We start from the raw sequence: 23,421 nt of genomic DNA, 5'->3' as shown, positions 1-23,421 counted from the left end.
GGTGATGGAAACTACAGCCAGCGAGCGCACCTTGCACCGCATTCTGAATTACTGGCTACAGTCGGGTGTCAGCATCACCCAGGAAACCGAACGCAAGGCATTGCGTCTGGTTTCCGAAATATACGAGCGCGAGTCGAGCGAGCCAATGAATGAATGTCTGGAGTTGGTGATACGGCAGCTCGACGAAGCACCTGAAGCGCTACCGCAAATAGCACCGCCTATTCGCCGCACCAGTCTCGGCTACGGAGAGTTCTGATGAGTTCTGTGGAGTCGGCATCACCCGCAATGGAAGCACCGGTTTTTTCCAAACGCAGCTGGCAAGGTATCGCCAGCCTGCGTCGCTGGCTGCTGCTTTTTCTGGTTATTGTGCAAACCTCGATAGCCACCTGGTTTATGAAATCGGTGCTGCCCTACTACGGCGGTAACGCCGTAGAAATTGGCATGCTGTGCTTATTCGCTATTTTATTCAGCTGGATTTCGGTCGGTTTCTGGATCGGTGTTTTCGGCTTTTTCTACCGTTGTCGCGGTGGCGATCCGGCCAGTTTGATGAGACAGATCGACGCCGCCACCCTGCAACAAACGCCCCTCACCAAAACCGCCATCCTGCTACCGATTTACCATGAATCGGTGGAGCGCAGCCTTGGTGGTTTAAAGGCGGTTTACCAAAGTGTGGAGCGCACCGGCCAGCTGGAGCATTTTGATTTTTTCATTTTGTCCGACAGCCGCAACCCGGACATTTGGCTCGAAGAGCAAGTGGCCTGGAAAAATTTATGCAAGGAGCTTAACGCAGAACAGCGTATTTTTTACCGCCGCCGCACGCTCAACCTGAATTACAAAAGCGGTAACGTGGGTGATTTTTTACGTCGCTGGGGCGCCAATTACGAATACATGATCGTACTCGACGCCGACAGCCTGATGGGCGGCGACACGCTGGTCAATATGGTGCAGTTGATGCAGCGCAACGAGCAGGTAGGCATTTTGCAAACCAGCCCGTCACTGTTAAATGGCCGCTCTCTTTTTGCACGGGTACAACAATTCGGCAGCCAGTTATACGGCCCGTTATTCACCACCGGGCTGGCCTCTATCCAATTGGGCGAAGCAGCTTTTTGGGGGCATAACGCCATTCTGCGCATCAAACCTTTTATGACCTGGTGCGGGCTGCGCAAACTGCCGGGGCGCGGTTTATTCAGCGGCCCGGTGATGAGTCACGACTTTGTAGAAGCCGCCTACATGGGCCGAGCCGGTTATGAAGTCTGGCTGGAGCCGGGGCTTGGCGAAAGCTACGAAGAATCGCCGCCCAGCCTGGTTGACGAACTCATGCGCGACCGCCGCTGGACCAAAGGCAACATGCAACACCTTTGGCTGATGTTTCGCGGCAGCCGCATACGGCTCGCACACCGCGCCGCTTTTTTAAACGGCATCATGTCTTACCTGGCGTCGCCGTTATGGCTGGGGTTTCTTATTCTCAGTACCATCGCCACCACCAGCCTGGTGCTCTGGCCCATCAACTACTTTCCCGATCCGCATCAACTGTTTCCGCTCTGGCCGGAGTGGGACCCGCAGAAAGCGCTGATCCTGATTCTGACCACCTTCGGCCTGCTGTTTGCCCCGAAATTTCTCGCCATTGCCGACGCCATGATTCAAGGGCGCTCCAAACAATTTGGCGGCAAGTTGAAAATGCTTGGCAGTGTGCTGTTTGAAATCGTTGTGTCGGCGTTGCTTGCACCGATTCGCATGCTGTCGCACAGCCGTTACGTCCTGGAAGCCCTGTTCAACTTCACGCTGCGCTGGGCGGGGCAAAACCGTACCGACGAAACCGGTTGGTGGTCAGCGTTCACCAGCCACGCACCGGGCATGGTGTTGGCGCTGAGCTGGTCATTGTTTGCGCTGTGGTTACAACCGATGTTCTTCTACTGGTCACTGCCGGTTGCTTTGCCATTGATCTTTGCCGCACCCATTTCAGTGCTGCTGAGTAAAGTGCAAACCGGACAAAAGTTGCGCCGTAAAGGCTGGCTGTTAACACCGGAAGAGCGTTCCGGGTCAGTGCTGGTAGATGACCTTGAAGAGTTTCAGGAGCACTATCACATCGACTCCGACTGGCCGCCGTTTATTGCCAGTATTTTGAACCCGAAAATCAACCGCTTCCAAATCGCCATGGCACGCGACACCAAAGGTGAAGCACGCCTCGCCAATTTAAAAGCCTTGCGAGAAAAGTGTCTGGAAGAAGGTGCGGATGCCTTGACGACGGTAGAAAAAAACCGGTTGGCCAAAGATGCAAACTCATTACGCTGGCTGCATGAACAAGCCTGGCGCTCTCCGCCTGAGTCCTACTGGGGCCGCTTGTTAAACCCGCGTCGCAGAGCGAGACGTACAGCGCTTTAATGTGGAAAAACATCTGGTGAAAAGCGGAGAAACTTGCACCGGTTTCTGATCAAAAAAACACGGTGACTCAATAAAAAGCGGCAGTGATAGCACTGCCGCTTTTTTTATATCAGGCATCACGCCATTTAATGTTACAACCCAGGCTCGGCTTCTGATCTTCTGCCGGTGCTTTACCGTCTGCTACCAATGCCGCCGCAGCCAATAAATCACTACCGGTTACTGCCACCCCGTTACCCGGACGGCTCTCGTCCAGCTGACCGCGATATACCAGTTTTTTATCGCCATCAAACAGATAAAAGTCCGGCGTACAGGCCGCATCAAAGGCTTTGGCAACCGCCTGACTCTCATCAAACAAATACGCAAACTGCAATTGATACTGCGCTAAAAAATCACCCATCTTGTCGGGTGCATCCGCCGGGTAAGCAACCGGGTCATTGGAGCTGATGGCGACCACGCCGATGCCTTTTTCTTTCAGCTGCTGCACAATCGACGCCAGCTGCGGCGCAATGTGAATAACAAACGGACAGTGGTTACAAATAAACATGACCAGCAGGCCTTTGTCGCCGACCTGCTGCTCCAGCGACACGGACGAACCGTCTACGTTTGGCAGAGTCGCGGCAGGCAAAGTGGTGCCCAGTGGCAACATGTTCGAAGGTGTACGAGCCATAATGATGTTCTCCCGAATTTTATGGTTTATGAGTTCAATACTTTTAATGCAATTTCAGAGCCTGGCAAACCGCTGTTGGCAATCAGCACAATAATGCCGAGGAACGCCGCCAGGGTGAGTAAATACCAACCCAGACAAAACAGAATGCCATAGAGATTCAGCGGGGTAATATCTTCGTTCATCGAGACGCGCCATTCGGCAACAATATCGATCACCCCCAAAATAATGAAAAAGCCAATCAAAGCAAAACCGAGTTTCCACGATAAAACAAAAAATAGCGCAGACAGGGTTAATAAAAACACCAGGGCAATTTTGCGGCGACCCGAAAACACCAGCGATTTAATAACCCGGCCACCGTCCAGCGGATACATCGGCAACAGGTTAAAGGCGTTGATCAAGGCACTGGTTGAGGCGACCAACCCGGCAAAGTGGCTGTCGGTAATCAACCAGGCCACGTAAAACACCAGGGTCATTATCAAACCGTACACCGGCCCCATCATCGAGATATAAACATCCTGCCAGCGGGTATTGGGTTTATCGCCCACCGCCAGACCACCCACAAACGGAATCAGGTACATGCCTTTGGTAGGGATACCGAATTTTTTCATCGCCCGCAGATGGCCATATTCATGGAACACCAGAATAGCGATGAGCGCGATAGCAAACTCGAACGTAAACATCACGCTGTACACCGATACCGATGCAACCGCCAACGCCCCTTTAAAAACCTTGGCGGTTTTCAACAGTTTGAGGCCCGCACCCAGCCACAGCCACCACTGGCCTTTGTTAACACTATGGCCATTACCGGCGGAGGCCACCGGAGCAACCTCCGGCGCATTGCCCGCCGCCAACGGCGAGGCAGCCAGGGCAATGGTCTGCTCACCTTCGGCCAGCAGCGTATCACCCGACATCAATACATAACGCACCTCGCCGCGGGTAAGCGACATGTTAAAGCGCAGAATCAATTCACCATGGCCTTCCAGCACAAACCGGTGCTCGTTACTGGTGCCAAAATTGCGCAGACGGGAGACTTCCTGCCCGTCTACCAGCAGAATCTCCTCGCCGCTCCAACTGCTGCCGTTCAACTGAATCTGGTGGCTGTTCCATTCAAAGGATAAAAGTTGCATAACCGTCTCTTAAAAATCGCTGGCTGTGGCTGATTGCGCCGATTGTACCTGCATTCCGGCTGGCGTAAGCGTTTCTGCGCACTTACACTGCACACCCTGAACGCTATTGAGACACCACAAGGTATTTACCATGATCAGAATTGGCCGCATGAACCGACTGAAAGTCGTTAAAACCGTGGATTTCGGTATTTTTCTGGACGGCGACACCCTTGGCAATATTCTTCTGCCCAAGCGTTATGTACCCCAGGGCGCGGCAGTGGGCAATGAACTGGACGTATTTATCTATCTGGATTCCAACGACGATGTGATTGCCACCACCCTCACCCCCAAAGTCATGGTGGGCGAGTGCGCGTTTCTTACCGTCAAGGAAATTAACCCGGTGGGTGCCTTCCTCGATTGGGGATTACCCAAAGACCTGCTGGTGCCCTACAACGAGCAGCAAAAGCCGATGGAGGCTGACCGCGCTTACGTGGTTCATGTATTCCTCGACCCGCATACCGGGCGGATTACCGCCTCGTCGCGGCTGAGCCGACACTTGCATGAAAGTGCTTTCGGCTTGCAGCTGAATCAACAGGTTGAACTGTTGATCAGCGGCCGCAGCGACCTGGGTTTTAAAACCGTGGTCAACGACGAGTTTGTTGGCCTGGTTTTCTTTGAAGACAGCCCGCGAACTCTGCTGGTCGGCGAAAAAATCCCCGGCTACGTAAAGCAGATTCGCCCGGACGGCAAAATCAATTTAACCGTGCGCCAACCGGCCAACCGTGGCGATGCCAAAGCGTCCCTCGCCAGCCGGATTCTGGACGATTTAAAACAACACGGCGGCCGCTCAACGCTGACCGATAAAAGCGACCCGGATCTGATTTTCGAACGCTTCGGCGTCAGCAAGGGCAACTATAAAAACGCCCTGAGCCAGCTGTATAAAGAACGCAAAATTCTTATCAGCAAGGAAGAAATCACCCTGGTTGAGTAACTGATGGTAGGCACCCGGAGCTAATGCGATGCGATACATGGAAGTTGCTCAAGGTGTCCCCCGGTTATTCGCAAGCTCCAGCACCATCCGGAGTTAGGTAGTCAGTGCCACCCTGTCCGCTTGTCATCAGGGTCTTCACTCCAAAATCGCATGAATACGTCCCCTGTAGCTCCGACGAGTCATCCCTGACTCGACGGTTTTGGAGTGAAGACCCTGACGCCAAACTCACACTGTGCCGACATGAGGTTTATTAATCGTTAAAAATCGCTCCCGGCGATTTATGGCGGCTTGCCATCCATGGCCGCCGCCCTTCGGGCCATCGCTGACGCAATGTCAAAAATCGCTCCCGGCGATTTTTTGTTATCATTTGCGTTTTTTAACGATACAGGTGGCTAGCCGGTGACGACGCTTTACGGCATTAAAAACTGCGATACCGTGAAAAAGGCTCGCAAATGGTTGGACGAACAGCAAGTGGAATACCGTTTTCACGATTTCCGCACAGATGGCCTTACTGCGGAACAGGTAAAAACCTGGGTCGCTGACCTCGGGTTGGAAACGCTGGTCAACAAACGCAGCACCACCTGGAAAGAACTGGGCGAAGCTGAACGAGCAGGGTTTGATGAAACATCAGCCATCGCGCTGATTGTGCAGCACCCCACGCTGATCAAACGTCCGCTACTGGAAACTGGCAACACCCGCCGGGTGGGCTTCAAAGCCGCCGACTGGCAACCTCTTTTTTAATACTTACCAGGAGCCGTGCGGTCAACCGCCCTCCCGGTCACTATCAGGAACTGTTATGACAAGCTTATATAGCCTCGGACTTGGTGTAGGCACCTTGAACTCACGTGAGCAATGGCTGGAAGTATTTTACTCCGCACCACTGCTTAACCCGGCTGCGGCAACCGCCAAAGCGATTGCTGACCTGCTGGAATACAAAGGCGGCAACCAGACCATTACCATCCTGCCAGCTCAGGCCGCTTTGATTGCCAAAGCGCTGAACGACGCCGGTGACACCGCGCAAGCGGCCGTTGCCGACGCCCTCAGCCACAGCAACCAGCCGCTGGTGGTCACCCTGCTGGAAACCGACGCAGCCCCCACGTCTGTACCGGAAGCCTACCTGAAACTGCATTTGCTCTCGCACCGTCAGGTAAAACCGCACCAGACCAACCTGACCGGTATTTTCGGCGCGCTGCCGAACGTTGCCTGGACCAACCAGGGCGCCATTGATCTGGAAGAACTGCCAACCCGCCAATTACAAGCCCGTGCTCGTGGCGAATTGCTTACCGTTGAGTGCGTCGACAAGTTCCCGAAAATGACCAACTACGTAGTGCCCAAAGGTGTGCGTATTGCGCACACTGCACGCGTGCGTCTGGGCGCCTACCTGGGCGAAGGCACCACCATCATGCACGAAGGTTTTGTGAACTTTAATGCGGGCACCGAAGGCCCGGCGATGATCGAAGGCCGTATTTCTGCCGGCGTTTTTGTCGGTGCCGGTTCAGATCTCGGCGGTGGCAGCTCTACCATGGGCACCCTGTCGGGCGGCGGCAACATTATTATTGCTATCGGCAAGGAATCCCTGATCGGCGCCAATGCCGGTGTCGGTATTCCTTTGGGCGATCGCTGCAAAGTGGAATCCGGTTTGTACATCACCGCTGGCACCAAAGTCGCCGTGCTGGATGATGCCGGCAAAGAAGTTCAAACCGTCAAAGCGCGGGATCTGGCCGGACAATCCGACCTGGTATTCCGCCGTAACTCGGTCTCTGGCCGGGTTGAAGCTGTAACCAACAAAAGTGCATTGCAACTGAACGAAGCCCTGCACAAAAACTGATACTTACACACGAGGAACTACCATGGGCGCCCAATGGAAAGCCAAACACCGCGAAGCGGCAGCGAATGCCAAAGGCAAGCTGTTTACCAAACTGACCAAGGAAATCATGATCGCCGCCCGTAACGGCGCCGACCCGGATATGAATCCGCGTTTACGCCTTGCGGTGGAGCAAGCCAAAAAAGCGTCCATGACTCGTGAAACCCTGGAGCGCGCCATCAAGAAAGGCTCCGGCCAGCTGGATGGTGCGATCAACTACGAAAAAGTCACTTACGAAGGCTTTGCCCCGCATCAGGTGCCGGTCATTGTTGAGTGTTTGACAGACAACGTGAACCGCACCATTTCCAGCATGCGCGTGCTGTTCCGCAAGGGGCAGCTGGGCAGCTCCGGTGCAGTTTCCTGGGATTTTGATTACGTCGGTTTGATTGAGGCCAGCGCCAGCAAGTCTGATGCCGATCCGGAACTGGCGGCCATTGAAGCCGGTGCACAGGATTTCGAAGTAGATGAAAACCTGGTGTTATTTATTACCGACACGACGGATCTTGATCTGGTGTGTAAAGCCTTGCCGGAGCAGGGTTTTACCGTGGAATCAGCGAAACTTGGCTACCGCCCGAAAAACCCGGTGTCGCTGAGTGGCGAAGCGCAGGAAGACGTTGAAAACTTCCTCGCCGCCATCGACAACGATGATGATGTGCAGGAAGTCTATACCTCGCTCTCTTAAGTAACCGCACGACCACAGGCCGGATTACCCGGCCTGCCCCAAAGCAGTATCCCTTCCGTTCGCCAGCGGGGGCACTTGCTCCAAAAACGCATGAACATCCGCAAGCGGAGCCAGCCATATGGCTCCGACGAGTCAACGGCAATTGCTCCTGCGTTGCGGCAACCGCGTTGCTCCAACTTCCACCATCCCTGGCGCTCGTCCATGACTCGACGGTTTTGGAACAAATACCCCGCTGGCGAACTCGCTCTGTGCCAATCGAAATATATTGGTAACTCGTCCTTATCCATGCCAACAATCCTTCTTTCACGTTGGCACAAAGTAAGTTTGGTTTCAGGGTCAGGCTTTCAAAGCGTGCAAGCCATGGATGGCTTGCTCGAGCTACAGGACGTATTCATGCGACTTTGAAAGCCTGACCCTGAAAGCAAACGAACAGACTCACTCCGAAATGTTCTGCACCCCAACTGTTGACACACAAAAAATGCCAACCAGCCGAAAAAATTAATCACCCGCTTCGTTCTCTTTTCCTGAATTTTCAGGAACTCGACATTCTGCACAGCAGTCCATAAGCGCAATGTGCACACTGCGATGCCTCGCGGTTGCGAGACACACAGCACTTACCCTAACCTGACAGCAATTGCGCACAGCCCTCACAAAAACCGGGCAAAGCGACTGCTTATCGAAAAGTTGAAACGAGGTTGCACCACCCCATGAAAACACACTCCATCCTGATCGGTTATGTCACCTGGATTTTTGGCTTTATGGGCTCGCACCGTTTTTATTTTGGGAAACCGATCACCGGTACGCTGTGGTTTTTTACTCTGGGACTTCTGGGAATCGGCTGGTTGATTGACCTGTTTCTGATTCCCTCCATGGCAAGCAAAGCCGAAACCCGCTACAGCCCGGGGCCGATTAATTATTCACTCGGCTGGGTACTGCTGGTATTTACCGGCCTGTTTGGCATCCACAGAATGTACATGGGTAAATGGCTCACCGGCATTCTCTATCTGTTTACGCTGGGCTTGTTCGGGCTGGGATTGCTCTACGACTTGTGGACGCTGAACGGACAAATCGATGAACGCAACCGCCAGCACTTACCCCTTTCCAGTGCCCTGCGCTAGACCGCCCGGAGCGTTATTGCCGCTGTAAAAACGCCTTTCGACAGAAGGCTGACTCTGCCGCCCGGTGGCTAGCCTAGCGGCAACGCAGATAGTTTTTCGGAAGCCTGCTAAAATCACGCCCCATTTACCGACTCCCGTTGTTTCGATATCTCTGTTCAGGATCCAATCGCCATGTCTGCATTCCCGTCTGCACTCTCGCCTACCCTTCAGCTCGCCTTTGATCTGATCAGCCGTCGCTCTGTTACCCCGGAGGATGTCGGTTGCCAGGAGCTTATGATGCAGCGCCTGCAAGCGATTGGCTTCCAGCTGTTTCCGTTACGTTTTGGCGAGGTGGATAACTTCTGGGCGGTGCGTGGCAACGAAGGCCCAATTCTCGCGTTTGCCGGGCACACCGATGTCGTGCCCACCGGTGCCGAAACCAACTGGCAGTCGGCACCTTTTGCCCCCGAGATTCGCGATGGCCACCTCTATGGCCGTGGCGCCGCCGATATGAAGGGTTCCCTGGCAGCGATGGTGGTGGCCTGTGAGCGCTTTGTGGCGCAGCACCCTGACCATACCGGCCGTATCGCGTTCCTGATTACCAGCGACGAAGAAGGCCCCGCGGTGAACGGCACCGTGAAAGTCGTGGAGTGGCTGGAAGAGCGGCAGGAGAAAATTCGCTGGTGCGTCGTTGGCGAGCCGTCATCAACCACACTGGTGGGCGACGTTATCAAGAACGGGCGACGCGGCTCGCTGGGTGCCGAATTGATTGTTAAAGGCATTCAGGGGCATGTGGCTTATCCGCACCTTGCCGATAACCCGATTCATCGGGTCGCGCCCGCGCTGGCACAGTTAAGCAGCGAAGTGTGGGATGAGGGCAACCGCTTTTTCCCGGCCACCAGCTTTCAAATCTCCAACATCCAGGGCGGCACCGGTGCCACCAATGTTATTCCTGGCGATGTGACAGTGTTGTTCAACTTCCGCTTCTCTACCGAAGTGACCGAAACCATTTTGCGCGAGCGCACTGAACAGATTCTCAAGCAGCACGGGCTGACCTACGAGATTCACTGGGCACTGAGCGGCCAGCCGTTTATTACCGGTGAAGGCGAGCTGGTTAATGCCACGGTGGAAGCCATTCGTGCGGTTACCGGCAGAACAGCCGAGCTGTCGACCTCCGGCGGCACCTCCGATGGCCGTTTTATCGCGCCTACCGGCGCTCAGCTGGTCGAACTGGGTCCGTTGAACGCCACCATTCACAAAGTGGACGAAAACGTGCTGGCCAGCGATCTGGACACCCTCACGGATATTTACGAAAATCTGATGCAACGTCTGCTGGCAGGCGCGCGCTAATAACAGCGCCCAAACGACCCAACATCATGGCATTGTTCAAACGGATTTTTTTATGGCCCCTGTTGCTGACCAGCCACCTGCTCATGGTGGCGCTGGTCAGTTGGTTGCTGTTGGCAAAAGTGGATTTTCTGTATCCACTGGCGTACCAACTGCTGGATATAGAACAGCACATTCAGGAATACGGCCCGCAGAACCGCTACAAATCCGGCTTTGAACAAACCTCGCCAGAAACCCACCAGCAACTTTTTCACGAAATCAACCGGGCGGTGCATCAACAGGGCAAGGGATTAGCGGATATTCGCTATGAACTGCCGTCAGGTGATAGCGATACGCTGTTGCGCACTCCGGAAGTTATCCACCTGCAAGACGTTGCCAAGCTGATTGATCATCTGGTTACGGCCGGCATCGCCGCTGCGCTGCTGTGGTGTCTGTTGTTAATCTACGCGTGGCGGCAGCGGTTACCACTGCCTTCCGCAAAAAAAATCCTTAGCGGCTTTGTCGGTGCAATGTTCGCACTCACCGCGGTGATACTTGTTGCAGGCCCTACCCGCGTTTTTTACTGGTTGCACACGGTGATATTTCCCGACGAGCATGAATGGTTTTTCTTTTATGAAGACTCATTGATGACAACCCTGATGAAAGCACCCGATCTGTTTGGTGTTATCACCTTGTTTTTACTCATGTTACTCATGTGTCTCTGGCTGTTTACGCTGAGTATTACTTCCCGGTTGTTGCAGCATCGACATCGCCTGGCGGCTGATACATCTTCATCGCGAAAAAACCGTCAACCGAAAAAATAAATCCGGTTAACACTTAACGCTTTTCACCGCTTGCATAATTATTCATAACAGAATTACCGCGCACTTTTCTCTATTACGCGTATGCTCTGTAAACGCCCGCTAAAAAAATTTCACTGGTCACATTCACACCTGAGCGTTTTATTTGCCGCGCCACGCATTCTTACCAGAGAGCGAAAAATGCCCAGCAGCGCCCGAAATGGAAGAGCGAAAAACATCACAAATTACATTTATTATGCTGCAAATAAAAATTGCATTCTTAATCCAGGTGTGTTGTGACTGATAGTCCATGGTGAAATTTTTATTAATGTTGATCATGTGTGGCACTAAAAGGAACCATTCATGACCGACAAACCAAACGCACCTAACCACGCCCTTATTCCCTTCGGACAGCACGTCGCCAAGCTCAGAAAAAACCTGGGAATCAGCCAGGAAGAGCTAAGTGGCCGATGCGGACTTGATAGAACGTATATCTCCGGTATTGAACGTGGAAAGCGCAACCTGAGTTTGACCAATGTGTTCAAGTTGGCCAAAGCTCTTGACGTTCCGCCCAAAGTTCTACTGGATTACCCGGAGGAGGTTGTCAGCCACGATAACTGATCCCATGGTGTCGAGCGCTGTATTGTCGAACTGACAATAACAACACTTAATGTCTGCTATGTATTACGGCCGTAAATGGACGATTGGCAGCTTCACGGATTTACCCTGTCTACGCCAGTCGTCCAAAGATCTACCAGACAAAGCCATAGCTGCGTCTGATCACAGTTGACTTTCTGTCAAGCTACCGAGCAAGAATTTGCAGCCGGCATTGTAAATGTTGAAGCAGGCTATTCACCTCGCGCCTCAATTTGCCAAATTTTTTTCTGAAAAAAAATAACAACTTTCTGCAAAAAAACGTGAGATAAAAAATCAAAGCCAGTGGTTACTGCGTTGCATTCCATCGAAAACATTTTCAAACCGATTCATCCCGGTTTCGCAACCGCAACACTTGAAACAGCGCACTCTTTTTACCGCACAACCACTCATTTCATGGCAGCAAATCTCCCGCGCATTAAAAGTCTCAACAATCATTCATCGATACCCCGACTGCGGCGTGCAATTGCAGCGAAAAACCGGCATTGCGCCATAATTGACAAAGCCCGGGTGGCACCGTACATTGCGCGCCCTGATACGAGGTGCCTGCTACTTTATTCAACGCTTGTTGCAGCAAGCGGTGATTCGAGTTGAGCAGGTTAAACGGGAAGTCCGTCATTCGGCGCTGCCCCCGCAACGGTTAACAGAGCAATCTGTGAGCCCGATACCGGCCCTGTATCTTCACCGTGATGGAGCGGAGGGCTACCATCTGGCATCCGTTCGTCTGCGTCTGCGGGCACCGTTTTGCTATTCCTCCCTCGATCCCAAGCGTTTTCCACTTAGGGGTTGAACTTTGAAAACTTCCATTTTTACCGTAACCGCGTTAAGCCTTGCCTGTGCCTCTGTATTTGCCCAGGAAACCCGTCAAGCTGATAAATTTGTACCTGGTCTGGAAACCATTGTCGTGGTCAGCTCGCGCCACGAAACGCCCTTGCGTGAAGTAGCCACCTCGGTTGCCGTGCTCGAAGAAGCACAAATTGATGCCCTCGGCTTTACGGCGCTGGCGGATGTGCTGCGTACCCTGCCATCGGTGTCGGTGAGCAACTCCGGCGGAATGGGCAAAGCGTCCAGCTTGCGCGTTCGTGGTGAAGCCGGCTACCGCACACTGGTGCAAATTGACGGCGTAGATATCAGTGACCCGACCGGCACCCAATCCGGCGTGCAAATTCAACATATTCTGAGCAGCGATGTTGGCCGTGTTGAATTGCTGCGTGGCCCGCAAGGCTTGATGTACGGCGCAGATGCCGGTGGTGTTTTGAACATCAGCACCCGTCAGACCGAAGAAGGCACCGTCACCAAACTGAGCGGTGAAGCAGGAAGTCTCAATACCCAAAGCGGTTCTGCCAGCGTTGGCGGCAGCAACGGCCAATGGGATTATTTTGCCTCGGTAGCCCGCGCCAAAACCGATGGTTTCAACACCAGCCAACGCGACACGGTGCTGCGTGATGACGATGGCTATGCCAATACCACCGCACACGGCCGTATCGGTGTAAACCTCACCGAAAGTTTGCGTATTGAAGCGGTTGCACGTAACACCGATGCAACCTTTGCCTTTGACCGCTGCGGTTTCCCGGCAGTAGACGATTGCACCGGCACCTATGAGCAAAGCGTTGGCCGTTTGAGCGCCAGCCACTCCACCGAAAACCTCGATAACACCCTGGCCTACGGCAAAACCGACATTACCCGTCGCAACTTTACTGCCGGTGTGAATTCCTATGACACCGAAGGCGACATTGAAAAAATCGAATGGATCGGTAAAGCAAAACTGAACGATGCCCATGCAGTGGCCTACGGCCTTGAGCACCGCACCGATACCGTTCTGGAGATGGAACGCGACCAGCAAGCGGCTTACCTGGAATATCAGGGGCGTTACAATGACCGCTTTTTTGTGACTGCCGGTGCACGCCACGATGACAACGACGACTTTGGCACCTTTAACAGCTACCGGGTCAGCGGCGCCTATGTGGTGGATGTAACGGCAGGTGAAGTGAAGTTCAAAACCAGTTATGGTACCGGCTTCCGCGCACCCAGCCTGTATGAAATTGACTACAACCGCCAGCAGAACAACCCGACACTGGCCGCTCTGGAGCCGGAAGAAAGTGAAGGTCTGGACGTAGGCGTGGAATATTTCGGCAGCAACGGCATCCACCTGGAAGCGGTGCTGTTCAAGCAGTCTATCGAGCGTGAAATTGCCTATGACCTGATCGGCTGGACCGGTTATTTGCAAGCGGCCGGTGAAAACCGTTCACGCGGTATTGAATTGATTGCCAACTTGCCGGTTATTGATGAGCTGGTGTTGAACCTGAATTACACCTATACCGATACCGAAACGGCAGTCGGTTCACCACGCGCACGGCAGCCCAAGCACATTGCCAACCTGGGCTTGACCTGGTTGCCGGTTAGCAAGGTTCAGGTATCCATGAACGTGCGCAGCGCCAGCGACACTCAGGAAAGCAACGGCACCGATCTGGATGATTACAAAGTGCTGGATGCCAGCGTGCGTTACGCGGTAACACCGCTGCTGACTGTCTATGCCCGCGGTGAAAACCTCACTGACAAGAAATATGTTGAAGTGGCGGGTTACAACACGGCACGCGCCGCCGGTTATGCCGGTGTTGAAGTGCGTTTTTAAAGTCCCACCCAACCGGCGCCCTTCACCGGGCGCCGGTTTTTTCAGGAATGTGATATGAGCGAGCAAAACCCGCCGGAAGATAAAAACCAACAAAAAGAAGAACGCCACAAAAAGTCGATGCAAAAGCAAAAGGCCAATGTGGACGCCAAAATTGCCGCTGCCGATATCGAGCAAGGCATTGCGCTGCTGTTAACCGGCAATGGCAAAGGCAAATCCAGTTCGGCGTTTGGCATGGTGTTGCGCGCACTGGGCTACGGCCAGAAAGTCGGCGTGGTGCAATTTATCAAAGGCCAGCAAATGTCGGGCGAAGAGCTCTACATTAAAAACCAATGCCCGGCAGTTACCTTGTATCAAATGGGCACCGGCTTCACCTGGAATACCCAGGACCGCTCCGGCGATATCGCCGCCGCCGAAACCACCTGGCAACAAGCCAGCGCTATGCTCGCCGACGCCAGTTACGATCTGGTGGTGCTGGACGAACTCACCTATATGCTCGGCTACCAGTATCTGGATGAAACCATGGTGCTCGATGCCATCCGCAACCGCCCTGCCGAACAAAGCGTGGTTGTTACCGGCCGTGGCGGCGGTACCGGGTTGCAGGAAATTATGGATACCGTGTCTGAAGTAAAAGACATCAAACACGCCTTCCGCGCCGGTATTAAAGCCCGCAAAGGTGTGGATTACTAATGACCATGCTGATGGTGCAAGGCACAACCTCGGACGCCGGTAAAAGCACGCTGGTGGCCGGGCTGGCACGCCTGCTCCATCGTCGTGGCATTCACGTTGCGCCCTTCAAACCGCAAAACATGGCATTGAACAGTGCCGTAACCGAAGATGGTGGCGAAATTGGCCGCGCCCAGGCACTACAGGCGCTGGCCTGCGGCCTGGCGCCGCACACGGATATGAATCCGGTATTACTCAAACCCGCTTCGGATACCGGTGCCCAGGTGATTATTCAGGGTAAATCCATCGGCAATATGCAGGCGCTGGATTATCACACCTACAAAAACACCGCCAAACAAGCGGTGCTGGAATCTTTCTCTCGCCTGCAACAGCAATACGATTGTGTGCTGGTGGAAGGCGCTGGCAGCCCGGCGGAAATCAACCTGCGCGAAAATGATATCGCCAATATGGGGTTTGCCGAAGCGGTGGATTGCCCGGTCATTCTGATAGCCGATATCAATCGCGGTGGCGTTTTTGCCCACCTCGCCGGCACCCTGCAATTACTGTCGGAATCCGAGCAGGCTCGCATCAAAGGTTTTGTGATCAACCGCTTTCGCGGCGATCTTGCGCTCTTGCAACCGGGGCTCGACTGGCTGGAAAACTACACCGGAAAACCGGTACTGGGGGTTCTCCCTTACCTGCACGACTTTCACCTCGATGCTGAAGATGCCATCAGCACCGCGCAACACAAACAGCACAACACACTGAAAGTGGTGGTGCCGGTGTTGCCGCGCATCAGCAACCACACCGACTTTGACGCCCTGCGCTTGCACCCGGCGGTGGATTTGCAATTCGTCTCGCCACGCGAACCCTTGCCACCCTGCGACCTGGTGATTCTGCCCGGTAGCAAAAATGTCCGGGCGGATCTGGCGCTCCTCAAAGCCAATAATTGGCAAGCGCAATTGGATCGCCACTTGCGCTACGGCGGCAAGTTGCTGGGCATTTGCGGCGGCTTGCAGATGCTGGGCAATTCCGTGGCCGACCCCAATGGTGTTGAAGCCGCGCCCGGCACGGAAAGCGGTTTTGCCTGGCTGGACTTTACGACCGAGTTAAAACCGGCCAAGCAACTGCGCAATGTGCAAGGGCAGTTTCATTTGGGCGAACAAAACGGCGCCTTCGCCGGTTATGAAATTCACTGCGGGGTTTCTTCCGGCCCGGCCTTTGAGCAGCCAATTTTTTTCATCGAAGAAAACGGCAGCCACCGCCCGGAAGGTGCCGTCAGCAAAGACGGCCAAATTCTCGCGACCTATGTACACGGCCTGTTTGACCACCCGCAAGCGCTGCAATCGCTGCTGCATTGGGCTGGCGTAAATCATCTGGACAATCATTTTTTCGATCTCGCCGCTTACCGCGAAGGTGAGCTGGAACGGCTGGCCGATACGCTTGAAACCCACATGGATAACGCCTGGCTGGAGCAACTGTGCACGGAGCTGGCGCCCTGATGATCACCGGCTCCCGCCATCGCCCGATCAGGCTGGCTGCCTGGCTATTATCGCTATTGCTGATAATCAGCTTCGTCGTGGCCGTTGCCTTCGGCTCCACCGCCATTACCCTGTCAGAACTGATCGCCGCCCTGATGGGCGAGCCACTGCCGGGCTACAAGGCGGAAATTATCCGCTCGCTGCGCCTGCCGCGCGCGCTGCTGGCAGCCGGTACCGGTGCCGTGCTGGCGATGAGCGGCGCATTTTTGCAAGGGTTGTTCCGTAATCCGCTGGCAGACCCGTCGCTGATCGGCGTTACCGCCGGGGCGTCGGTAGGCGCCAGCCTCGCCATCTTTTTCGGCAGCGCCAGCCTGGGTGTACTGGGCGGCTTGTCGCTGGTATCGCTGGGCGCCTTTACCGGTGGCCTGCTAACCGTTTGGCTGGTGTACCGGGTCGCTACCACCGTAAACGGCACCTCGGTCGCCACCATGTTATTGATGGGCATTGCCGCCACCTCACTGGCCGTGAGTTTTATCGGCCTGCTCGAGTTTTTCGCTGACAATGAAATGCTGCGCCGCATGAGCTTGTGGCGTATGGGCGCGCTGGACGCCGCCAACTATGCCCGCGCCGTGATTATTCTCGCCGTGTTAACAGCGCTGCTCGCCAGCATGCCCTGGCTGACCAAAGCGCTGAATACCCTGCTGCTGGGCGAATCCCAGGCGCGCCATCTGGGTGTGGATGTTGAGCGGGTAAAAACCCGCATCATCGTACTGGTTGCCGCCGGTGTTGGCTTGTCCGTGGCGCTTGCCGGTTCCATTGCTTTTGTCGGGCTGGTGGTGCCGCACATGGTGCGCCTCTGGGTTGGGCCGGACCATCGCAAGCTGCTGCCGCTGACCGCCCTGGGGGGTGCCTGCTTGCTGTTAATCGCCGACACGATTTCGCGGGTGATTGTTGCCCCCACTGAATTACCGGTGGGGCTGGTGACGGCGATTGTGGGTGCGCCCTTCTTTATCGTGCTGCTCTATCAACGCCGGGGAGGTTTGCGATGAGCGTGTTGCAGATCAACGACCTGAGTGTCAGCGTTGGCGAAAAAACCTTACTCGACGCCGCCAGCCTCACTATTGAACCCGGCGAAATCGTTTCTATTATTGGCCCCAATGGCGCCGGTAAATCCACGCTGCTACGTGCTGTGTGTGGCGATATCGCCTGGCAGCGTGGCGAGGTGAAATTGAATAGCCAGCCAATCCGGCAGCTGCCCTCGCTTCAACGCGCGCGACAGATGGCGGTGCTGGCACAAAGCAATACGCTGGACTTCGCCTTTACCGGCCTCGAAGTGGTTGCGCTCAGCCGCACGCCGCACGCCACCGGCACAGTTATTGATGCGGACATTTGCCGTGCGGCTATGGCCGCGCTGGACGTTAGCCATCTTGCTGACCGACCATACCCGCAGTTTTCCGGTGGCGAACAGCAACGTATTCAGCTGGCGCGGGTGCTGGCACAAATCTGGCGAGCGGAGGATGCCGGGCAGCGCTTTCTGCTGCTGGATGAACCGGTCACCAGCCTCGATATCGGCCATCAGTGGCAGTGCATGCAAGTGGTACGCGAGTTTGCCGATCAGGGCGTGGCGGTACTGATGATTCTGCATGATATGACGCTGGCCGGCGCCTTCAGTGACCGCCTGCTGGCGATTCACCAGGGGCGATGTTGCGCGCAAGGCACGCCGGAGCAAGTACTCACTGCAGAGCTGATCCAGCAGGTATTTGCCACCGATGTGCATATTCTGCCGCACCCGGTCACCGGAAAACCGGTGGTTATCAATGCGTAAGTTAGCGCTCACAAACACCCAGCTTGCCATGACTGCAGAGCCGTTATGCTGACCGCTATTGCCCTGTTGATTGGCGCCTTGCTGGATCGGTTACTTGGAGAAGCGCCGCGTTACCATCCGTTGGTCGGTTTCGGCAATGTCGCACTGGCGCTGGAAAAAAAGCTCAATCGCCATCACGCTGCAACACATTCCTCGCAGCCATCGAACCCTGCTTTTTCTGTCCGTCTGGCTGGGATTATGGGCTTGCTGTTATTGATTGTTCCGCCCGGCATGCTGGCGGGCTGGTTGTGGTACACACTGCTGAAGCATGAGCCACTGCTCGCCCTGGCTTTCGGGGCGCTGGCACTCTACTGGAGCCTCGGCTGGCGCAGCCTGACAGAACATGTCCAAGCGGTAGGTGTAGCGCTGCAGCAAGACCTGCCCGCCGGTCGCGCCGCCGTGCAGCGTATTGTCAGCCGTGAATGCGACACCATGGATGAAAGCCAGGTGGTTCGCGCCAGCCTGGAAACCTTGCTGGAAAACACCTCCGATGCGGTTATTGGCCCGCTGTTCTGGTTTGTCATCCTCGGCCCCGCCGGTGCCATTGTTTATCGGCTCAGCAATACACTGGATGCTATGTGGGGTTATCGCACCGCGCGCTTTTCCGCCTTCGGCTGGGCCGCCGCCCGCTGGGATGACCTGATTAACCTGATTCCGGCAAGGCTCACCGCCCTCGCCTTCGCCATCACCGGCAACACCCGCAGCGCCCTGCACAGCTGGCGCACTTACGCCCCTTTATGGTCAAGCCCCAACGGCGGGCCGGTCATTTGCGCCGGTAGCGGTGCACTGCAGGTCAGCCTGGGCGGCGGTGCGGTTTATCACGGCCAATGGCAAGACAAACCCGCAACGCCAGGCCACCCGGCAACGCCAGCCGATGTTGATCGCGCTCTGGCGCTGGTCAAACGTTCGGTCATCCTTATTCTATCGGTGTTGGTGACAAGCAGTTTGCTCTGTAACGGAGTGCTTCCATGACCAGCCAGTGGCCACAACACGGCGGTGATTTGCACTATGCGCAAGCCACCTTCGGCAAGCCCCCGGAAGCCTGGCAGGATTTATCGACCGGTATCAGCCCCTGGGCCTATCCGGTGCCACCTGCTCCCGAGAGCGTTTGGCAACAATTGCCCGGTGATTTATCGCCGCTGATAAACGCCGCCGCCCGTTATTACGGCACAGAACCCTCGCAACTGCTGGCCGTACCCGGTAGCCAATATGCCATCCAGAGGTTTCCGCAAGCGGTTGCGCCCGGCCGCGTCGCCATTCCCGAACCCGGTTATCGCGAACACGCTATCAACTGGCAAAAGGCCGGACACCACATTTTTCCCTACCGACATAAAGAACAACTGGCTTCGCTTATCGAAAGCAACGCCGTGGATCATGCGGTAGTCATCAACCCGAACAACCCGACCACGGAAATCACCGAACCGGCGTTACTGGAAAAATGGCACCACCAACTGCCCGGCTACTTATTAGTTGATGAAGCCTTTGCCGATACGCAACCGCACCTGAGCAGTATTGCCAGGTTACCGCAATGCCCACGCTTATTTGTATTACGTTCGCTGGGGAAATTTTTTGGGCTGGCCGGTTTGCGGCTCGGTTTTTTAATAGGCAGCGGCAAACCGACCGATCAGTTAAGAGACAGCCTTGATTGCTGGGCAATCAACCACCCGGCTATCTGGCTGGGGACACAAGCGCTGCAAAACACGCAATGGCAACGGCAACAACGTCAGCGCATCTTGCTCCTGGAGCAACAGATAACCCGCCTGCTGCAACAGGCAACGAGCGATAGCATGGCAATGCACAGCGCCGGGCTTTTTATTACCCTCACCGGCAACCGGTCAGCGCTTTACTCTTTGTACGAAGCCTTTGCGCAACAGGGTATTTTTACTCGCTGGTGCTACAACGACCAGGTATCCAACAACGCATGGCTGCGAATCGGCTTGCCCGCCGATAACGGCGAGCGTATTGCCCATGCGCTGCAAAATATTCTTCAGAAAATTCCGCAGGAATAATCTCATGATAAAAAAACAATCTCGCAACACCCTGGCTGTATTATTTCTTTGCTTTGGCTTCTGCCCACTGGTTTTCTGCCCCCTGGTCTTTGCAGAAAAAGCGACCGTCCCTGCGATTGAAGTCACCGATGCGCGCGGCAAAGTTATTCGTTTGGAAAAACCGGCAAAAACCATTGTCGCCCTCGCCCCGCACATTGTAGAAAATGTTTTCAGCGCGGGGGCGGGCGATAAGTTGATCGCTGCGGTCAACTACAGTAACTACCCGGAAGCCGCCACCAAATTGCCGCAAGTGGGTGGCTATAACTCGGTGAACTACGAAGCGATTCTCGCCTACAAACCGGACCTGGTATTGGGCTGGATGTCGGGCAACGGCCCGCAGGTTGCCGCGCAACTGGAGCGATTGGGTTTGACCGTGTATGTCGATGAGCTGCGCACACTGGATGATATCGCCACCGAAGTCATGACCATTGGCAAGCTGGCAGGCACAGAAGAAGTAGCGCAAAAAAATGCCACCGAATGGAAAAAAAACCTGAGCGCATTACGCGAGCAATACAGCAAAGCAAAAACTGTAACGGTGTTTTATCAGGTATGGAACAGCCCGCTGCAAACCTTGAATGGCAAGCATTTGGTGAGCGATGTCATGCGCTTGTGCGGCGGCCACAATATTTTTGATGATGCGGTTTCTATCGCGCCGAAAATTAATGAGGAGTCGGTACTGAGCCGCAACCCGGATACGATTATTGCTAGCGGCATGGGCGAGCAGCGCCCGGAGTGGCTGGATGCCTGGGAAAAGTATTCCGGTCTTACCGCGGTTAAACAGAAAAACTTATTCTTCATTCCACCGGACATTATCCAACGCCATACGCTGCGTATTCTCCAGGGTACACAAATGATGTGTGAACACCTGGAAAGCGCACGTCAGAAAAAAGAATGAGGGTTGTGAATGCGGGGTGACCCAGGTCACCCCTCGTCGGGCAGGACTGGCGTTATTTCAGGTAATTCAAACACGCATCAACTTCATTGGCAGAACCGATAATCACCGCAACACGTTGGTGCAACGCATCCGGCTGAATATCCAAAATACGCTGGGTCTCACTCCAGGCTTTACCGCCCGCATTTTCAGTAATCATCGCCATCGGATTCGCTTCATACAGCAACCGCAACTTGGCTGGCTGCTTTGGATTGCGATTATCACTCGGATAAATAAACACACCGCTGCGTGTTAATACCCGGTGAACATCGCCCACCATCGCTGCATTCCAGCGCATGTTATAACGCTTGCCACGCGGGCCGGTTTCGCCCAGCAACAAATCGTTAACATAACCTTTAAAGCCTTCACTCCAGAAACGCTGGTTGGCCATATTCAGCGCAAATTCCTGGGTATCTGCAGCAACACTCAATTGATCTTGTGTGAGCAAATAACTGCCATGAGTTGTGTCCAGCGTATACACGCGGCTCGGGCCACCGGTGGTCATCACCAGGATGGTTGAGGGGCCATACAACACGTAACCGGCGCACACCTGGCGATTGCCTGGCTGCGTGAAATGCTCATCGCTATCGGCAGCAACACCGTCCAGCGCCGGGAAAATCGTAAAAATAGTGCCTATCTGGCCGTTGATATCGATATTGGATGAACCATCCAACGGGTCAAAGGCAACCACGTATTTGCCATTGGCGTTACCGGCAACCGCGTTGTCTTCTTCTTCCGAGGCAATAGCGCGAACGCCAGGTTCTTCCAGCAACAGATCTTTGATCAACTGGTTAGCAATCACATCCAGCTGTTTTTGAGTTTCACCCTGAATGTTTTCATCCAGCGTTGAACCCAGCACGCCGGACAGCGCGCCCTGGCGAACGCGAAACGCAATTTCTTTGGTGGCTGCCAGCAGAGTGCGGATAACCGGCACCAGATCGGAAGAAACGCCATCACGGCGCAAGGTAGGAACAAGACGCTGCATAAGTTTACTGCCTTGGTAAATATAACGGACGCAGGAAACGCCGAAGCCGTCAGGCGGTTGTTTAACCTGACGGCTTCGGCGATTTAAACCGACTTTTACACGTAACGGTTGATACAGTTCAAATCCGCAAACGACTGCTCCAGACGCTTGACCATGGACTCTTCACTGTGACGCAACCAGACACGCGGATCGTAATACTTTTTGTTGGGCTTTTCATCACCTTCCGGGTTACCAATCTGGCCATGCAGGTAACCGCTGTTTTTGGTGTAGAAATTCAACGTGCCTTCCCAGAAAGCCCACTGGGTGTCGGTGTCGATATTCATCTTCACCACACCATATTGCAAAGACTCGGCAATTTCTTCCGGCAATGAACCTGAACCGCCATGGAATACAAAATCCAGCGGGTTGTGGCCGAGGCCAAATTTCTCGCTCACATAAGCTTGTGAATTTTTCAGGATCACCGGCGTCAGTTGAACATTACCCGGCTTGTACACACCGTGCACGTTGCCGAATGATGCAGCAATGGTGAACTTGTCGCTGATAGCGCTGAGTTTTTCATAGGCGTAAGCCACATCTTCCGGCTGGGTGTACAACGCGGAGTTGTCCAGGTTGGAATTGTCCACGCCGTCTTCTTCACCGCCGGTGCAACCCAGTTCGATTTCCAGGGTGATGCCGAGCTTTGCCATACGCTCAAGATAGCGCGCAGAAATTTCAATATTCTCTTCCAGGCTTTCTTCGGACAAGTCAATCATGTGCGAGCTGAACAAGGGCTTGCCGGTTTCAGCCACGTGCTTTTCGCTGGCATCCAGCAAACCGTCAATCCACGGCAACAATTTTTTAGCGGCGTGGTCGGTGTGCAGAATAACCGGAACACCATAAGCTTCTGCTACGACATGCACATATTTCGCTGCTGCAATAGAACCCAGAATAGAGGCTCCCAAGCCTTCTATCTTCAAGCTCTTGCCACAGAAAAATGCGGCGCCGCCCTGAGAGATTTGTACAATCACCGGAGAATTGACGTTACGCGCCGCTTCCAGCGTTGCGTTAATCGTGTTGGTATTGGCAGCGTTAACTGCCGGATACGCAAAGCCACCTTCTTTGGCAGCCAGTAACAATTTTTTTACGTCGTCGCCCGTGGCAACGCCGGGAGCAACTTGATTGACGATAGAGTTCATCATGGTGTCCTGCATCGGGTTGATTCTATGGTGACCGGGTATTCGCCGATTCTATTCTTGTTGGTGTTTTTCT

General features: G+C 54.5%; 22 protein-coding genes and 1 riboswitch. Of the genes, 18 read left to right on the top strand and 4 right to left on the bottom strand.

Annotation, left to right across the window (positions count from 1 at the left end; all coding sequences use genetic code 11):
• Window position 1: 1 nt before the first annotated feature.
• Window positions 2–256, top strand: a complete 255-nt coding sequence (locus tag C4F51_RS05595; protein WP_193907949.1) for a hypothetical protein — start codon at window positions 2–4, stop codon at window positions 254–256.
• A complete protein-coding gene (mdoH, locus tag C4F51_RS05590) occupies window positions 256–2,382 on the top strand; it encodes a glucans biosynthesis glucosyltransferase MdoH (protein WP_202987625.1) in 2,127 nt (708 codons plus the stop codon). The genes C4F51_RS05595 and mdoH overlap by 1 nt, the downstream gene beginning before the upstream one ends.
• 109 nt (window positions 2,383–2,491) lie before the next feature.
• Here mdoH and C4F51_RS05585 read toward each other — a convergent pair whose 3' ends face one another.
• Together C4F51_RS05585 and C4F51_RS05580 are read right to left on the bottom strand one after the other, a co-directional pair.
• The gene (locus tag C4F51_RS05585; RefSeq protein WP_193907947.1) at window positions 2,492–3,049 is read right to left on the bottom strand and encodes a thioredoxin family protein; all 558 of its coding nucleotides are present in this window, start codon (window positions 3,047–3,049) and stop codon (window positions 2,492–2,494) included.
• 26 nt (window positions 3,050–3,075) lie between these two features.
• On the bottom strand, window positions 3,076–4,176 hold the full coding sequence (locus C4F51_RS05580; protein ID WP_193907945.1) for a site-2 protease family protein: 1,101 nt from the start codon (window positions 4,174–4,176) through the stop codon (window positions 3,076–3,078).
• Between the two features lie 130 nt (window positions 4,177–4,306).
• Between C4F51_RS05580 and C4F51_RS05575 the strand changes: the two genes are divergently transcribed.
• The 16 genes from C4F51_RS05575 (at window position 4,307) to C4F51_RS05500 (ending at window position 21,152) form a co-directional block, all read left to right on the top strand.
• Window positions 4,307–5,146: a CvfB family protein gene (locus tag C4F51_RS05575; protein WP_193907923.1), complete on the top strand. Its 840-nt coding sequence runs from the start codon at window positions 4,307–4,309 to the stop codon at window positions 5,144–5,146.
• Window positions 5,147–5,545: 399 nt separating this feature from the next.
• Entirely contained in the window at window positions 5,546–5,887 is a 342-nt protein-coding gene (locus C4F51_RS05570; protein WP_193907921.1) for an ArsC family reductase, read from the top strand.
• A 55-nt stretch (window positions 5,888–5,942) separates the two neighbouring features.
• Entirely contained in the window at window positions 5,943–6,974 is a 1,032-nt protein-coding gene (gene dapD, locus C4F51_RS05565; RefSeq protein WP_193907919.1) for a 2,3,4,5-tetrahydropyridine-2,6-dicarboxylate N-succinyltransferase, read from the top strand.
• Window positions 6,975–6,996: 22 nt separating this feature from the next.
• Window positions 6,997–7,692 carry a YebC/PmpR family DNA-binding transcriptional regulator gene (locus C4F51_RS05560; protein ID WP_193907917.1) on the top strand — a complete coding sequence of 232 codons (696 nt, stop codon included), beginning with the start codon at window positions 6,997–6,999 and terminating at the stop codon, window positions 7,690–7,692.
• A gap of 707 nt (window positions 7,693–8,399) precedes the next feature.
• On the top strand, window positions 8,400–8,810 hold the full coding sequence (locus C4F51_RS05555; protein ID WP_193907915.1) for a TM2 domain-containing protein: 411 nt from the start codon (window positions 8,400–8,402) through the stop codon (window positions 8,808–8,810).
• Between the two features lie 171 nt (window positions 8,811–8,981).
• A complete protein-coding gene (gene dapE / locus C4F51_RS05550; protein ID WP_193907913.1) occupies window positions 8,982–10,139 on the top strand; it encodes a succinyl-diaminopimelate desuccinylase in 1,158 nt (385 codons plus the stop codon).
• Between the two features lie 26 nt (window positions 10,140–10,165).
• Entirely contained in the window at window positions 10,166–10,939 is a 774-nt protein-coding gene (locus C4F51_RS05545; protein WP_193907911.1) for a lipoprotein intramolecular transacylase Lit, read from the top strand.
• Between the two features lie 339 nt (window positions 10,940–11,278).
• On the top strand, window positions 11,279–11,536 hold the full coding sequence (locus tag C4F51_RS05540) for a helix-turn-helix domain-containing protein (protein WP_193907909.1): 258 nt from the start codon (window positions 11,279–11,281) through the stop codon (window positions 11,534–11,536).
• 595 nt (window positions 11,537–12,131) lie between these two features.
• A riboswitch (cobalamin riboswitch) is annotated at window positions 12,132–12,259 on the top strand.
• 103 nt (window positions 12,260–12,362) lie between these two features.
• Window positions 12,363–14,201 (top strand): TonB-dependent receptor plug domain-containing protein, encoded by a 1,839-nt coding sequence (locus C4F51_RS05535; RefSeq protein ID WP_193907907.1) that lies wholly within the window; start codon window positions 12,363–12,365, stop codon window positions 14,199–14,201.
• 54 nt (window positions 14,202–14,255) lie between these two features.
• On the top strand, window positions 14,256–14,888 hold the full coding sequence (gene cobO / locus C4F51_RS05530) for a cob(I)yrinic acid a,c-diamide adenosyltransferase (protein ID WP_193907905.1): 633 nt from the start codon (window positions 14,256–14,258) through the stop codon (window positions 14,886–14,888).
• Window positions 14,888–16,366 carry a cobyric acid synthase gene (locus tag C4F51_RS05525; protein WP_193907902.1) on the top strand — a complete coding sequence of 493 codons (1,479 nt, stop codon included), beginning with the start codon at window positions 14,888–14,890 and terminating at the stop codon, window positions 16,364–16,366. Before cobO ends, C4F51_RS05525 begins: the two co-directional genes overlap by 1 nt.
• Entirely contained in the window at window positions 16,366–17,394 is a 1,029-nt protein-coding gene (locus C4F51_RS05520; RefSeq protein ID WP_193907900.1) for a FecCD family ABC transporter permease, read from the top strand. Before C4F51_RS05525 ends, C4F51_RS05520 begins: the two co-directional genes overlap by 1 nt.
• Complete coding sequence (locus tag C4F51_RS05515; protein WP_193907898.1) at window positions 17,391–18,170, top strand: heme ABC transporter ATP-binding protein; 780 nt, start codon at window positions 17,391–17,393, stop codon at window positions 18,168–18,170. The genes C4F51_RS05520 and C4F51_RS05515 overlap by 4 nt, the downstream gene beginning before the upstream one ends.
• A 45-nt stretch (window positions 18,171–18,215) precedes the next feature.
• The gene (gene cbiB, locus C4F51_RS05510) at window positions 18,216–19,181 is read left to right on the top strand and encodes an adenosylcobinamide-phosphate synthase CbiB (RefSeq protein WP_193907896.1); all 966 of its coding nucleotides are present in this window, start codon (window positions 18,216–18,218) and stop codon (window positions 19,179–19,181) included.
• Window positions 19,178–20,218, top strand: coding sequence for a threonine-phosphate decarboxylase CobD (gene cobD / locus C4F51_RS05505; RefSeq protein WP_193907894.1), 1,041 nt, complete (start codon window positions 19,178–19,180; stop codon window positions 20,216–20,218). Before cbiB ends, cobD begins: the two co-directional genes overlap by 4 nt.
• A 4-nt stretch (window positions 20,219–20,222) precedes the next feature.
• Window positions 20,223–21,152: a cobalamin-binding protein gene (locus C4F51_RS05500; protein ID WP_193907892.1), complete on the top strand. Its 930-nt coding sequence runs from the start codon at window positions 20,223–20,225 to the stop codon at window positions 21,150–21,152.
• Window positions 21,153–21,204: 52 nt separating this feature from the next.
• On the opposite strand, the gene C4F51_RS05495 is transcribed toward C4F51_RS05500, so the two are convergent.
• The gene (locus C4F51_RS05495; RefSeq protein ID WP_193907891.1) at window positions 21,205–22,173 is read right to left on the bottom strand and encodes a class 1 fructose-bisphosphatase; all 969 of its coding nucleotides are present in this window, start codon (window positions 22,171–22,173) and stop codon (window positions 21,205–21,207) included.
• Between the two features lie 95 nt (window positions 22,174–22,268).
• On the bottom strand, window positions 22,269–23,348 hold the full coding sequence (gene fbaA / locus C4F51_RS05490; protein ID WP_193912379.1) for a class II fructose-bisphosphate aldolase: 1,080 nt from the start codon (window positions 23,346–23,348) through the stop codon (window positions 22,269–22,271).
• Between the last annotated feature and the right edge of the window lie 73 nt (window positions 23,349–23,421).

This window comes from Cellvibrio polysaccharolyticus, from assembly GCF_015182315.1.
Lineage (GTDB): Bacteria > Pseudomonadota > Gammaproteobacteria > Pseudomonadales > Cellvibrionaceae > Cellvibrio > Cellvibrio polysaccharolyticus.
The sequence above is the reverse complement of the archived record's forward strand: the minus strand, read 5'-3'. Positions and strand labels throughout refer to the sequence as shown.

What these genes read in the sequence shown, in the direction of transcription:
- mdoH (WP_202987625.1), top strand. Translation starts at nt 256, where the DNA reads ATGAGTTCTGTGGAGTCGGCATCACCCGCAATGGAAGCACCGGTTTTT.
- C4F51_RS05585 (WP_193907947.1), bottom strand. Translation starts at nt 3,049, where the DNA reads ATGGCTCGTACACCTTCGAACATGTTGCCACTGGGCACCACTTTGCCT.
- C4F51_RS05580 (WP_193907945.1), bottom strand. Translation starts at nt 4,176, where the DNA reads ATGCAACTTTTATCCTTTGAATGGAACAGCCACCAGATTCAGTTGAAC.
- C4F51_RS05575 (WP_193907923.1), top strand. Translation starts at nt 4,307, where the DNA reads ATGATCAGAATTGGCCGCATGAACCGACTGAAAGTCGTTAAAACCGTG.
- dapD (WP_193907919.1), top strand. Translation starts at nt 5,943, where the DNA reads ATGACAAGCTTATATAGCCTCGGACTTGGTGTAGGCACCTTGAACTCA.
- C4F51_RS05560 (WP_193907917.1), top strand. Translation starts at nt 6,997, where the DNA reads ATGGGCGCCCAATGGAAAGCCAAACACCGCGAAGCGGCAGCGAATGCC.
- C4F51_RS05555 (WP_193907915.1), top strand. Translation starts at nt 8,400, where the DNA reads ATGAAAACACACTCCATCCTGATCGGTTATGTCACCTGGATTTTTGGC.
- dapE (WP_193907913.1), top strand. Translation starts at nt 8,982, where the DNA reads ATGTCTGCATTCCCGTCTGCACTCTCGCCTACCCTTCAGCTCGCCTTT.
- C4F51_RS05545 (WP_193907911.1), top strand. Translation starts at nt 10,166, where the DNA reads ATGGCATTGTTCAAACGGATTTTTTTATGGCCCCTGTTGCTGACCAGC.
- C4F51_RS05540 (WP_193907909.1), top strand. Translation starts at nt 11,279, where the DNA reads ATGACCGACAAACCAAACGCACCTAACCACGCCCTTATTCCCTTCGGA.
- cobO (WP_193907905.1), top strand. Translation starts at nt 14,256, where the DNA reads ATGAGCGAGCAAAACCCGCCGGAAGATAAAAACCAACAAAAAGAAGAA.
- C4F51_RS05525 (WP_193907902.1), top strand. Translation starts at nt 14,888, where the DNA reads ATGACCATGCTGATGGTGCAAGGCACAACCTCGGACGCCGGTAAAAGC.
- C4F51_RS05520 (WP_193907900.1), top strand. Translation starts at nt 16,366, where the DNA reads ATGATCACCGGCTCCCGCCATCGCCCGATCAGGCTGGCTGCCTGGCTA.
- C4F51_RS05515 (WP_193907898.1), top strand. Translation starts at nt 17,391, where the DNA reads ATGAGCGTGTTGCAGATCAACGACCTGAGTGTCAGCGTTGGCGAAAAA.
- cbiB (WP_193907896.1), top strand. Translation starts at nt 18,216, where the DNA reads ATGCTGACCGCTATTGCCCTGTTGATTGGCGCCTTGCTGGATCGGTTA.
- cobD (WP_193907894.1), top strand. Translation starts at nt 19,178, where the DNA reads ATGACCAGCCAGTGGCCACAACACGGCGGTGATTTGCACTATGCGCAA.
- C4F51_RS05500 (WP_193907892.1), top strand. Translation starts at nt 20,223, where the DNA reads ATGATAAAAAAACAATCTCGCAACACCCTGGCTGTATTATTTCTTTGC.
- C4F51_RS05495 (WP_193907891.1), bottom strand. Translation starts at nt 22,173, where the DNA reads ATGCAGCGTCTTGTTCCTACCTTGCGCCGTGATGGCGTTTCTTCCGAT.
- fbaA (WP_193912379.1), bottom strand. Translation starts at nt 23,348, where the DNA reads ATGAACTCTATCGTCAATCAAGTTGCTCCCGGCGTTGCCACGGGCGAC.